At 42.0% G+C, this 13416-nt stretch carries 9 protein-coding genes and 1 pseudogene; 1 reads left to right on the top strand and 9 read right to left on the bottom strand.

What is annotated here, in order from left to right; translation table 11 throughout:
- Nucleotides 1-37: 37 nt before the first annotated feature.
- From ACFSQJ_RS12705 to ACFSQJ_RS12695, 3 genes and pseudogenes are all read right to left on the bottom strand, one after another.
- A pseudogene (locus ACFSQJ_RS12705) lies at nucleotides 38-2343 on the bottom strand (multicopper oxidase family protein).
- A gap of 65 nt (nucleotides 2344-2408) precedes the next feature.
- Nucleotides 2409-2852, bottom strand: a complete 444-nt coding sequence (locus ACFSQJ_RS12700; protein ID WP_120182570.1) for a DUF3347 domain-containing protein — start codon at nucleotides 2850-2852, stop codon at nucleotides 2409-2411.
- A gap of 39 nt (nucleotides 2853-2891) precedes the next feature.
- On the bottom strand, nucleotides 2892-3113 hold the full coding sequence (locus ACFSQJ_RS12695) for a heavy-metal-associated domain-containing protein (protein WP_120182569.1): 222 nt from the start codon (nucleotides 3111-3113) through the stop codon (nucleotides 2892-2894).
- Between the two features lie 367 nt (nucleotides 3114-3480).
- Between ACFSQJ_RS12695 and hppD the strand changes: the two genes are divergently transcribed.
- Complete coding sequence (hppD, locus tag ACFSQJ_RS12690) at nucleotides 3481-4641, top strand: 4-hydroxyphenylpyruvate dioxygenase (protein WP_050377144.1); 1161 nt, start codon at nucleotides 3481-3483, stop codon at nucleotides 4639-4641.
- 228 nt (nucleotides 4642-4869) lie between these two features.
- Here the strand turns inward: hppD and ACFSQJ_RS12685 are convergent, their stop codons facing one another.
- The 6 genes from ACFSQJ_RS12685 to ACFSQJ_RS12660 form a co-directional block, all read right to left on the bottom strand.
- Nucleotides 4870-7125 carry a heavy metal translocating P-type ATPase gene (locus ACFSQJ_RS12685; RefSeq protein WP_050377143.1) on the bottom strand — a complete coding sequence of 752 codons (2256 nt, stop codon included), beginning with the start codon at nucleotides 7123-7125 and terminating at the stop codon, nucleotides 4870-4872.
- A gap of 126 nt (nucleotides 7126-7251) precedes the next feature.
- Complete coding sequence (locus ACFSQJ_RS12680; RefSeq protein WP_050377142.1) at nucleotides 7252-7653, bottom strand: HAD family hydrolase; 402 nt, start codon at nucleotides 7651-7653, stop codon at nucleotides 7252-7254.
- A gap of 120 nt (nucleotides 7654-7773) precedes the next feature.
- Nucleotides 7774-8199 carry a Fur family transcriptional regulator gene (locus tag ACFSQJ_RS12675; protein WP_082171028.1) on the bottom strand — a complete coding sequence of 142 codons (426 nt, stop codon included), beginning with the start codon at nucleotides 8197-8199 and terminating at the stop codon, nucleotides 7774-7776.
- Nucleotides 8200-8321: 122 nt separating this feature from the next.
- Nucleotides 8322-8882 carry a DUF2652 domain-containing protein gene (locus ACFSQJ_RS12670; RefSeq protein ID WP_339337330.1) on the bottom strand — a complete coding sequence of 187 codons (561 nt, stop codon included), beginning with the start codon at nucleotides 8880-8882 and terminating at the stop codon, nucleotides 8322-8324.
- Between the two features lie 98 nt (nucleotides 8883-8980).
- A complete protein-coding gene (locus tag ACFSQJ_RS12665; RefSeq protein WP_339337329.1) occupies nucleotides 8981-10276 on the bottom strand; it encodes a TolC family protein in 1296 nt (431 codons plus the stop codon).
- A 9-nt stretch (nucleotides 10277-10285) separates the two neighbouring features.
- Nucleotides 10286-13414, bottom strand: a complete 3129-nt coding sequence (locus ACFSQJ_RS12660; protein WP_339337328.1) for an efflux RND transporter permease subunit — start codon at nucleotides 13412-13414, stop codon at nucleotides 10286-10288.
- Between the last annotated feature and the right edge of the window lie 2 nt (nucleotides 13415-13416).

Raw genomic sequence — 13416 nt, 5'->3', positions numbered from 1 at the left:
AACGCTACAACCTTTCCCAATCTTGTATTGAAATGCTTTAGTAGATGAGCGAAAGCCCTACACCAAAGCCCATATCACTATCATAGTGTGTTCTGATACCGATATGCCTTGTCAGGATATACCGCAGGTCTGCCATATATTCCAAATCGGTATTGACCATAAATCCGGCTCTTAGTCTTCGGGAGATAGGTATATCCTCACGCATTAACGATACACGAAAAATCCCATCGTGATATACTTCTGCCTGTACATTAACGAGCATTGGCAGGGTGTACATTACACCCAAGCTGACTGCTGCCCGGTTGTCCTTTTTATTGACCTGTCCGAACAGGTTTTGCTCGTGTTCGTCCATTCCCATTTTGCGGTATCGCCAATCGAAACCGATAAACGGCATCAGCCATTGCATTTTACCGATGTAACGTCCTAAATGGGTTTCTACTTCGTAGCCGTGCATATCGTTGTAGCCTAAACGCCATTCTGTACCCAAACTGTAACGGGCGTTCATCAGCATAGCTTCCCCGTCTATACCGTTGATGGCAAAGTCGCTCTGTGCCATTAAGTGTGGCATATTGCTTTCCCGCTGTAACATTTTATAGGCTTTTTCCTTGTTGGGCAATTCGGGATTTTTATAATCGTCCACTGCAAAAACCCTGTTCATTCCTGCCATCATATGGTACAGGATATGGCAATGGAAAAACCAATCGCCCTCGGTATTGGCAAGAAACTCGATGGTATCGGTTTCCATCGGCATAATGTCGATTATATTTTTCATCGGTGCATTTTCGCCGTGCTCATTCAGCACCCTGAAATCAAAACCGTGCAGGTGTATCGGGTGGCGCATCATTGAGTTGTTGTGAATGGTAATCCTCAAAATCTCGCCTTTCTTTACAGGTATTTTGTCGCTTTCTGCCAAGACCTTATTATCCATACTCCAAACGTAACGGTTCATATTTCCGGTAAGGGTAAATTTCAGTTCTTTTACCGGAGCATCTTTTGGCAATGTGGTATTGTGTGGCGATTTCAGCATTGCGTAATTGAGCGTTACTATATTGCTCAACGCATTGGCATTATAACGGTTGGGGTCTTCGTCCGTATTCATTTTATGGTTTTCCCCGTGATGCTCCATTGGCTGCCCATTGTCCTTAGCTTTCTTGCCCTTTTCTTCGCCTGTAATTTCAGGATACATTACTACGTTCATATCCATTTGGTTAAGGCTCATATTCATTCCCATATCGTCAAGGTCGCCGTTCATCTTCATCATATCATTCATCATCTTCATACCCTCAAAATATTTCAGGCGTGGCATTTCCCCAACATATTGTTTTGTACCGCTGCCAATAAAATAGCTTGTGGATTGGGTACGGTCTTCGGTAGTTGCCATAAATTCAAAGGCTTTACCGTCTTCGGGAATGGTAACGACTACATCGCGTAAGTTTCAGATACAGCGATAATCAGCCTGTCCACATCCACAGGTTGCACATCGTTGCCGTCGCTTGCCACTACGGACATTTTACCGCCTGCGTAGCGAAGCCAAAAGTAAGAGGATGCACCGCCATTAGAAATCCGCAAACGCACTTTGTCGCCTGCTTTTAACGGCTTGCCGTCAATGCTTTTCAGGTCTGTATGATGATTGCCGTTCATCAGCACACGTTCGTAATATACATCGCTCACGTCCATAGCCAACATACGTTTCCATTCGTTGGTCAGCTTGGTTTTGAATTTACCGCTTTGGATGGCTTCGGCATAGCTTTGTGTTGCGCCTTTTCTTATGGCAAACCAATCGCTTGCATTGTGCAGCATACGGTGTACATTGTTGGGATTGAGGTTCGTCCATTCGCTTAGCATTATGGGAATTTCCGGCAAATCGTCAATGCCTTTCCTGAATGTTTTGTCATCAGCCCTTTTGTGCATTATAAAGCTGCCGTACATACCAATCTGCTCCTGCAAGCCCGAATGTGAATGATACCAGTGCGTTCCGGTCTGAATAATCGGGAAACGGTAAGTATAGGTTGTGCCGGGTTCTATGGGCATTTGCGTTAAGAAAGGTACACCGTCTTCTTTATTGGGCAGGAATAGCCCGTGCCAATGCAGGGATGTACTTTCTTTCAACTGGTTATGGACAACAATTTCTGCCGTGTCGCCCTCTGTAAATTCAAGCGTGGGCATTGGGATTTGCCCGTTTACAGCGATTGCCCTTTTTTCTTTGCCTGCGTAGTTTACAACCGTATCTCTTACATACAGGTCGTAATGGACTACTTTTTGGGCAATGCTGACTTGTGATATAAAGAGTGCCAACAGGGTTAGCGGCAACAGCTTTTTGTGAAGAAATTTTTGATTATCCATTTTAAAAATAGCATTGGTTATAAAGATTAAAAGGCATTGCCTAATGAGCAATGCCTTAATGGGTATTATTTAGTTTCTGCAACTTTACCACACGTAAGCATAGATGAACCGTAGTAAGGATTTTTGATGTCCTTTTCTTTGCTCAACCAATATGCTTTTTTCATCGGGCAATACTGGTAGTAAACTGGTTGGTTTACTTTGTCGGATGGTTTTACCAGTTTCCACATTATGGTAGATACATCATTGAAAGCGGCTCTTTGCTTTTCAATGTTGTTGCCTGCCTTGCTTAATTTCTCGGTGGCTTTCTGCAATTCTGCTTTCTGTGCAAAATTGTCTTCGCTCTTTACGGCTTCGTTCAGTGCGGAAATAGCGGTGTTTGCCGCCTTGCTGTCACTGCTTACCAAAGCATTTTTTACGCTGATATAATTGTTCAGCAGGTTGCCTGTATTTTGTGCAAAAGCAGAAAATCCAAACATCATTACGGTTATTGCAACTATTAACTTTTTCATTTTTTGTTCCTTTTAAAGATTAGTGAATTGCTGATGGTATTATGCTGAAACAGGTTCAGCTTTAAAACCTTTTTTCCTGATGATTGCGACAACCTCGTCTTCGGTAATGCCCTCTGCTTTTACAGTCAGTATTTTATCGCTGTTTGTGGTGTCAACGTTCCATTCGCAGATACCGTCTGCGTTATCTAAATCTGCCTGCACTTTTGATACACAGTTACCACAGTTAAGGTTTGTCTTGAATTGAAGATTTTTACTTTCCATTGTATTGAACTTTTAATTGTTTTTGTTGGTACAAAATTCGGAACATAATGCGCTATGCTGTTTGCGATATTCCTTGTTTGATTTATGATATTTACTGATTATACCTCAAAAACGGTTCCGCTTGTAATATTTCGGTTTTGTTTTGTGACTTTTACTGATTATGGTGTTGGTTCTGAATAAGCGGAATACATTTACCGCTTAATAACGCTAACTGATTATAAAATGTCTATCAAAACCTTTCTCTCGGTTTTGCATCGGGCGATGTTGTAGCTCGGGTTCAGGAACTAAAACACTATTGCACAATCCCACTTGTGCAAAAACCTTTATTGCAAAATCACACATAACATAATTTTTAAAAATCATTATAATGACAAACGATTTGAAAAACGTTGAATACGGCTTGGATAAAATATTCGAAGGTGCACAGGACTTTTTACCGATTTTAGGAACCGACTATGTAGAGTTTTATGTAGGCAATGCGAAGCAGGCTGCCCATTATTATAAGTCCGCTTTCGGATTTCGGTCAGAGGCTTATGCCGGACTGGAAACGGGAATGAAAGACAGGGCATCTTACGTGGTAAAACAGGATAAAGTACGGTTGGTCTTAACTACCGGAATGCGGTCTAATTCTGAAATCAACGAACACGTTAAAAAACACGGCGATGGCATCAAAGTGGTTGGTCTTTGGGTGGAAGATGCCCGCAAAGTCTTTGAAGAAACCACATCGAGAGGTGCAAAAGCATTTATGGAACCTACCGTAACCACAGATAAAAACGGCGAAGTGGTACAATCGGGTATCTATGCGTATGGCGAAACCATTTTTATGTTTACCGAACGCAAAAACTACAACGGTATTTTTATGCCAGGTTATGAAAAATGGGAAACCGAATATAATCCTGCTCCTGCCGGACTGAAATATATTGACCATATGGTGGGCAATGTGGACTGGAACCAAATGGACACCTGGGTAAAATGGTTTGAGGATGTAATGGGATTTGAAAACTTTCTGTCTTTTGATGATAAGCAGGTTTCAACCGAATATTCTGCCCTGATGTCAAAAGTAATGGCAAATGGTAACGGCAGAATTAAGTTCCCGATTAACGAACCCGCAGAGGGCAAAAAGAAATCGCAGATTGAAGAGTACCTTGAATTTTATGAGGGCGAGGGTGTTCAGCATATTGCGGTAACTACGGACGATATTGTAAAGACGGTAAACGACCTTAAATCAAGAGGTGTTGAATTTCTATCAAGACCGCCACAAGCGTATTATGATGCTATTCCAGACCGTTTAAAAGCGCATATGCACCGATTTAAAGAGGATATAAAGGAATTACAGGAATTGGGTATTTTGATTGATGCAGACGAAGAGGGCTATTTATTGCAAATCTTTACAAGACCTGTGGAAGACCGCCCTACATTCTTCTTTGAGGTTATCCAAAGAATGGGTGCAAGAGGTTTTGGCGCAGGAAATTTTAAGGCTTTGTTCCAGTCTATCGAAAGAGAGCAGGAACGCAGAGGTACGTTATAATTCTATAATTTTCTTTTAATGCGAAGAGGCTGTTTCCAATATTGAAACAGCCTCTTTTTGTGTGCATTTATTTTTGGTATAGTTTACAATTTGGTTAATGTTTGTGTTCAATGTTGTTTTTGACAATTAATAAGCGATGCCTGTGATTGATGTTTTGCCATCTTCCTTTTTGGTTTAGGTCAAAAAAAACTGCCGCAGAATATTTTCGGCGGCAGTCAAATCCAACAATTAAAACTTCATTTTCTGTATTCGCACCGCATTTAGAATTGCTAATAATGCCACACCTACATCGGCAAATACGGCTTCCCACATTGTAGCCAGTCCGCCTGCTCCGAGTATCAGTACAATTGCTTTCACACCGAACGCCAAAACAATATTCTGATAAACAATTTTCTTCGTCTGTTTCCCGATATTGATAGCCATCGGGATTTTAGACGGCATATCGTCCTGTATAACCACATCGGCAGTTTCAATGGCGGCATCACTTCCTAAACCACCCATTGCGATACCCGCATCACTCAATGCAATTACAGGAGCATCGTTTACACCGTCCCCGATAAAGGCTACGCTTCCATTACGGGATTTGATTTCTTTTACTTTATTTACTTTGTCTTCGGGCAATAAATCTCCGTATGCACTGTCAATTCCTAACTGATTTGAAACGTATTGTACCACGGTATTTTTGTCCCCGCTTAACATTGTGGTTCTAACACCCATTTTACGCAGTTTGTCAACGGCGGCTTTCGCATCTACTTTAATGCTGTCAGAAATGGTTATATATCCGGCAAACTTACCACCATAAGCGATTGCTATCACGGTATAAACAATGTTTGCCGTGTCTGCATCGTGGCTGATATTGAACTTGTCAAGCAATTTGAAATTACCTACCAACAGCTCTTTACCGTTGACAGTGGTTTTTAGCCCGTGTCCGGCAATTTCTTCCGTATTTTCAAGTTTCACTGTGGTATCTACTTCTCCCCAGTAATTGTGGATTGCGGTTGCCACAGGGTGCGTACTTTGGCTTTCTAAAACATTGACAAGGTTCAGGATTTCATCTTTGTTGAACTCCGGTTTTATGAATACTTCCTGTACTTTGAAAACGCCCTCGGTCATCGTTCCTGTTTTGTCCATTACTACGTTTTCAACTTTGGCAAGAATATCAAGGAAGTTGGAACCTTTGAACAAGATACCGTTCCGGCTCGCTGCTCCAATACCACCGAAGTAACCTAACGGAATGGAAATTACCAACGCACAAGGACAAGAGATAACCAAAAATACCAATGCTCTGTACAGCCATTCGCTGAATACATAGTTATCTACAAAGAGTGCAGGCAGCAAAGTAATGGCTATTGACAGGTACACTACGATTGGCGTATAAACTTTGGAGAATTTACGGATAAATAATTCGGTGGGTGCTTTTTGAGAAGTTGCATCCTGTACCAATTCCAGAATTTTGCTCAATTTACTATCAGCGTAGTCGGTAGTAACTTTTATCTGACTTACGGTATTCAGGTTAATCATACCTGCCAGTACAGTGTCGCCTTTACCTTTGGTGTCGGGTTTACTTTCTCCTGTGAGTGCTGCTGTATTGAATGAAGCACTATCCGAAACTAATTCGCCGTCCAAGCCTAATTTTTCGCCCGGTTTCAATTGGATAATATCGCCAATGTTAGCATCTTCGGCTTTTATCACAACCGCTTTGCCTGCCCTAAGAACCGTAACTTCATCAGGACGTTGGTCTAACAGGGCTTTAATATTTCCTTTGGCTCTTGATACTGCAATGGTCTGAAAAACTTCTCCTACGGAATAAAACAACATAACGGCTACTGCTTCGGGATATTCGCCTATGGCAAATGCTCCTATTGTAGCAATACCCATTAAGAAGAACTCTGAAAAGAAATCTTTATACCGGATACTTTCTATTGCTTCTTTAATTACGGGTAGTCCGACAGGGATATAGGCAATTACATACCAAGCAATTCGTACCCATCCGGTAAACCAATCCTGTGGAAAGTAATTATCTAACCCGATGGCGATAAGCAATAAAATTAATGAGATACCCGCAGGCATAAAAAGCTGAAACGCTGTTTTGCCCTCTATGTCGTGGCTGTGGTCGTGGTCATCCCCGTGGCTGTGCCCGTGTCCGTGACTATGGTCGTGTCCGTGGTCGTGGTTATGACCACCTTTTTTGTTATGGCTGTGTTTATGACCGTGGTCGTGATGGTGGTGGCTGTGGTCGTGATGGTCTTCCTCATCATCACAATGTCCGGCATCGTCTTCACTGCAACTGCTGCCGTCAGTGTGTCCGTGTCCGTCATCTTTATGATTGGCATCTTTTAGCAAATCTGCTGCTCCTGCTTTTTCATAAATTTTCTCTGTTCTTACACAGCACAACTGATTACCCTGCGTATCATATTTGTGTTTGTGTTCCTTTTTTTTTACAAGGTTCAGATTGTTATCTGTACTGCAACATAGTTTTGACATATCTATTAATTGTTTTTAATTTCCATTTATAAGGCAAAATTACTATGGGGTTTTGGGAACTTAGTTGCAAAAGCAACACGGCTATTTTGGAGTATATAAAATTTGCCTTTTGGAAAGGAGCGGTTGCTATGCTGTGGTTTCGGTAATGAAAAAACAGCCTGTGTACCTGTCGTCAATCATTACAATAACCACCTTTTCGTTTACGTGGTCTAAACTTTCATCGTAATAGAAGTCATAAGATTTCATCCAGGCTATATTGCCGATGATGACTTCGTGTCCGTCCACAAAACCTTTAATGCCGCAGCCGGGTATCTTTTCAAATTTATCAACCGTATAATCTGATAAAGTGATTGGCGGAAGTGCTTTGAGAATAGCTTTTGCTATGGGATGCTCTGCTTTGGATTGCAGTGCTGCCGTGTATGCCATCATCGTGTCTTTTTCGGGAACGGCACATTCAAACCTGATGACTTTAAAATTATTGTTGTAGCCTACATCTGTATCTTGGGTAGGGATATATTTATCTGCCATAGTAATATTTGATTTAATTACACAGCAAAACTACCCGTTGGTTTTGGGAACTTGGTTGCAAATGAAAAGCAGCCATATCCTGAAATATGACTGCTTTTGATTAACCGATTGGGATAAAAATTATTTTTTCTTAACGAACCTCGAACATTCGTTACACATTCCTTTCATCACGAAATTGACACTTTCCAACAGAAATTTATCGGGAAGCTGAATGGGCGGTATGGAAATGCTTTCAAGGCAAAAGGTATTTTTACAACGGTTACAGTTAAAATGTACGTGCAGCTCGCCAACGGTACACATACAGGTATCACTGCAAATGGAATACTTCATTGAGCCGGAACCGTCATCAATCGTATGGATGAGCAGGTTGTCGTGAAAAAGGCTCAACGTTCTGAAAATGGTCGATTTATTGACAGTTTCCAATTCGGTTTCCAAATCGGTAAGGCTGAACGCTTTTTTAAAGTCAGACATTGTTTTAAAAATTAACAGCCTAACTGATGTTGGTTTTATACTCCTGTTCAATAATTTTTGTTCCAAGCGTTCCATTTTTAGTATTTTATATGCTGTCCGTAGCTAAGGTGATTACACAAAAATAGACAACCTTGCTGCCGACAATTTTACGATATTCTTTGTTTGATTTATGATATTTACTGTTTAGGTTTTTACAGCTAATGTATGTAGCCGATTTCGGGCAAATACATACAGTCATCGCAATTGTCGTATTCTACGGTTGCTTTTTCGGGTTGGTCGAAATTGGCTTGTAAAAAAGCATCAGAAAACAAGGCATAAGGCGGATGTTCGGCAATATGATTTTTCAGCATCTTGTGTGCTTCTACCACAGGTGCGCCGTAGAGCTTCTCGAATTTCCCGATTTTGTATTTGGTAAATTCTCCATAGTGTACGATTATCTTCAGCGAAAGCGGAATTTCGATTGCCAGTTGCATTGCCAGGCGTTTGAGTTCCTTTTGAAAATCGTTGTACATCTGTTCTATCTGCATCAGGGTTTCTTCAAAAGTGGGCAGGTTATGGTGCTTGTAAAATAGTATGGCATCGCCCTCTATTTCCGAAATTTCAAGGCAAAGGATATTGCTGTCCATTATTGATTTGAGCAGGCTTTCGGTTATATATTTACCAACAAACATATTGGATTTGATAACGAAATCTGTAAAACCTGAAATGTCGGGTATCATTACCATTCCTTTTTTATTATCGGCGGTATGTTCTTGCATTATTCCATCGTATTATTAATTAAAAATGCAGGGGCGTATGACTGCCCCTGCATTTTGAGTATATCAGTGCCGTAGCATTAACTCCATTTCAACAAAAGCTATTTTATCTGCCCGATGGCTTTGCGGTACACTGCTTCGGCAATTTTGTACCGTACTTTTGCATCTAACATATTGCTGTATGCTCTCTGCCAAAGTGTTTCTGCTATCAGCACATCTTCTCCGGTAATAGTTCCGGCTTTAAAGCGGTCATTACTCAATTTAAGGTTCTCGTCAGCTTCGGTTAATGATGCCTGCATCAAATCAATATTTTTTGTCTGTAATTGCAGGTTAAGTGTTGCCTGCTCAACCTCCACATTGATTTGGCTTTTCAGTTCTTTCAAACCGTATTCAGCCGAACGGATTGTCGCTTCCTGTTGTTTTACTTTTTCCCGTTTGCTTCCCCAGTCGAAAACAGGGATATTCACGCTTAGCATACCGAAGTAGGTCAGCATATGTTTTTTGGTCGGGTCGCCAAAGTTGATGCCCTCTTTTCCAAAGGCAGCCACTCCGTTAAGTGCTAAACCAACGGTTGGTTTCAGGTCGGCTTTGAGCATACTTTTTGTTAGTTCGCCTATTTTAACGGCATTGGCAGCCAAATCAATTTCCGGTCGCACGGCATCGGTGTTTTGCAAAATGCCCTGATTTGAAAAGTCGCCCGTACTCAATGTATCAGCTACGTCTATCACTGTGGGGTCTTCCATTCCGATTAACTGGCTCCATCTTCTTTTTGCCAAAATGAGCTTGTTTTCCGCTGCCTGTAAGCGGGCTTCGTTTTCGTTTTGAAGCACCTTTGCCCGCAACACATCGTTTTTGTAAATCAATCCTGCTTCAAACTGATTGTTCAGGAAAGTGTAATGCGAAGCCAGTTGCTTTTTAACCTGCTGTTCCAGTTTTATTTCTTCCTTTGCCTGCACTACAAGCCAGTAAGCGGTTTCGGTAGCCAATAATACTTCATCTTCGACCAATCTTTGTTGAGCGTTGCTCATCTGTATATTGGTTTCCGCCATTTGCTTACCGTACTTAATTTTACCTCCGGTATAAATCGGCTGTGTAACGCTGACCATTGGTGCAAGACCATATTCGGGAAGCATTGTGTTTAACGGTTCGCCAAAGTAAAAGGCGGTTGCCGAAGCATCCAGTTTCGGTCTGCCTGCCACATCAGCAATCCGCTTGTCGGATTGGGTGGCAATTACGTCCTCTTTGGCTTTGCCTATCCTGTTGTTGTTTTTTAATGCCAGCTCTTTGCTTTCCGCAAGGGTTAACTGCTGTTGTGCAAAGAGGTTGTTTGTTCCCTGCAAAAGAGCGAAACCGCATATAAAAACCTTTATGACTGTTTTATATCTTTTCTGTAACATAATCCCTTTTTATGATAAGTATTTTTGGTTGTGAGCATCGGCATTCAATTCTTGTTGCTCATCCAACTGTTTGTTTTTTGGTGGTTTTACGAACCTGTAATACAATACTGGAACGATAAACAAAGTAGTAATCATTGATACCAGAATACCGATTGAAATGGTACTGGAAATCGGTCCCCATTCCGGAGAGCCACTCGCCATTAACGGTATCAAACCGATAGCCGCCGCCATTGAGGTAAGGAAGATGGGACGCATTCTTCTTTTGGCTGCTAATAAAGCTGCTTCTCTAATTGTATGACCGTGCTCGCTTACCAGTTCATCCGCATAGTCAACGAGGATAATCCCGTTACGAACCACAATACCCAATAAGGCGGTAATACCGATGATTGCCATAAACCCGAACTCGTAACCTGTAAGGAACAAGCCTAACATTGCACCAAGCAAGCTCAACGGGAACGAAGCCAGTACAATGAATACTTTACCAACACGCTTGAACTGGAATAACAGGACAAGGAAAATGAGGACGAAACTTATCATAAAAGCTTTTCCCATTTTGGGACCGCTTTCCAGTCCGTCTTCATATTCGCCACCGTAGGCAATCTTAATGCCTTTCGGTAATTTCAGGCTGTCAATTTTCGGCTGTACCTCTGCAAATACTTCTGCGGGTTTTCTGCCTAACTGTGCTTCGGAAGAAACGGTTAACGTTCTTAATCCGTTACGGTGTACAATAGCCCCAGTATGCCAAGACGGTTGTAAATCTACCACTTGCTTTAAAGGTACTTTAGCACCGAATGTTGAATTGATGTACATATTACCCAAAGCATCCAGACTTTCCCGGTCGGTTTCGTCTGTACGCAATACAATGTCGATGGCTTTATTGCCCTCCCACATTTGTGATACAGGGTAGCCTTTTATTTTTGCACCGAGTGCGTGAGCAATCTGCGCTTTGCTAACGCCTAAACGCAGGGCTACATCTTCTTTAACAACGGCTTTCAGCCCTACATAATCATTCTGATAATCGGTGCGCACCCAGTTAGAGCCTTTGGTATTTTCCAGTAATGCCGCAACCTGTTTGGCTACTTTTTTCTGCTCGGTCATATCCTTGCCAATCACACGTATCTCAATCGGTGCGGGCTGCTGCTTCTTGCTTAACTGCCTTACCCGTACATAACCGTTCGGCAAGTAGTTGTTGAATTTCTGCACATACTCATCAATCATTTCAGAAGTGGCATCCTTGCTTGTGGTATTGATGAATATCTGCGCAAAGTTCTCACGTGGGTGCTCCGGTGCGTAGGTGGAGTAGAAACGTGGCGAGCTTGTACCTATAAAGCTCGCTGTGGTTACAATTCGTTTATCGCCTGCAATTTCTTTTTCTATCTTCTTAACGGCTGTTTCGGTTTCGTGGATATTTGTACCGTTATCCATCCACAATTCAAGGTTAAACTGGTTTCTTTCAACGATTGGGAAAAACTCGGTTTTCACCTGACTACCTACCACGAACGAAAGTAAAAAGATGAATATTCCTGCTACCAATGTGGTTTTCTGCCATTTCATACAGAACTCGATAGCTCTGTCAAAGCCTGCCTGCATTCTGTCTAAGAAATTGCGTTTCTTCGGCTTTTGGGCATCGTGGCTTTTCAATCCTTTTTTCAGGAAGTGGTAACACAAGTAAGGTGTAAGGAACAAGGCTACCAAGAACGAAACTGCTAAGGCAATAGTTACGGTAATCGGTATCCATTGCACAAACTCCCTTGTTAGTCCGGTTAGCGTAAATGCCAACGGCAGGAACGATAGGACAATGGTTAGTGTAGCAGTAAAAATTGGAACCATTAATTGCGTTGCACTTTGCCAAGCGGCAGTCCACGACGGTATTTTTTCGTCCACTTTCTCAATGTAGTTATCCACTACGATAATGGCATCATCTACTACCATCCCCAGTACAATAATCATTGCCGCCAAACTAACCTGGTGCATTTCGATACCAAGTAAATTTAGGATAGCGAATGTTACGGCAATTGTAACAGGTGCGGCAATAGCAGAAATTGTAGCCACTCTAAACGGTAGCAGAAGCATCACTACCAAGATAACGGAGGCAATGGCAATACCGAACTCAATAAAGAAATGCCCCAAATTCATATCCACCACTTTGGGTTGGTCGACAATAGTGTTGACCTGCACATCTGATGGCAGGATTTCTTTTACTTCAGCAACTTTTTGTGTCAGCGCATTTCCCAAATCGACAATATTCTGTCCGGGTTGCATTTCTACGGTCAGCATCATTACATCATTTCCCGCAACCGTAATTTTACTTTTCAGGTCTTCGTATCTCCTTTCGATTTTGGCTATATCACGCAAGCGGATATTGCCACCCTGCGGAGAACTATATACAATAAGGTTTCCGATTTCATTTTCATTCTGATACTGCGCATCTGTAAAAATGAGGAAACGGTTTTTGTCAATCTCAATATCGCCGCTCGGAATGGTTACATTCTGTTGGCTCAATGTTGCTGTGATTTCATTGATACCGAAGCCGTATTGTTTCAATACATCTTCACGCAGGGTAATGAATATTTGCTGCTTCTGACCGCCGTATCGCTTGATTTTGGAAACCTGCGGAATGGTCTTAATACCGTCTTCCAGTTCGTCCAGATAATTTTCTAACTGGGCGTAAGAACGACCGGGAGCTGATACAGCAATCATCTGAACGACCACATCGCCGAAGTCGCTGTTCACATACGGTCCCTGTACGCCCCGTGGCAATATCAGAGGCATATTGGCATCCAAACCGTGTTGTAAGGTGTTCCAGAATTTTTTGGTGTCCTTTACATAGTCCTGCAATTCTACCGTTACAACTACCTGTCCGGGCTTACTTTCCGAATGGGTTTTATCTTTTTTGATTTCCTCAAAACCGAACAGGTATTGTTCCAGTTTATCGGTAACTTCTTTTTCCATCTGTACTTCGTCGCTTCCGGGATAGAAAGCCACGACAAGCCCCGTTCTGACTGTCACACGGGGGTCTTCACTTCTCGGCATCGTCATTAATGAAATCAGTCCTGCAAGCACCATAATAACGGTAATCGCTATCGGTACTTGCGGAAATTTCATTGCCGCTTCAATGATGTTTATTTTCCTTTTCATAA

Origin of the sequence: Croceitalea marina, from assembly GCF_042684265.1 — a bacterium.
GTDB classification, from domain to species: Bacteria; Bacteroidota; Bacteroidia; order Flavobacteriales; family Flavobacteriaceae; genus Croceitalea; species Croceitalea marina.
The sequence above is the reverse complement of the archived record's forward strand: the minus strand, read 5'-3'. Positions and strand labels throughout refer to the sequence as shown.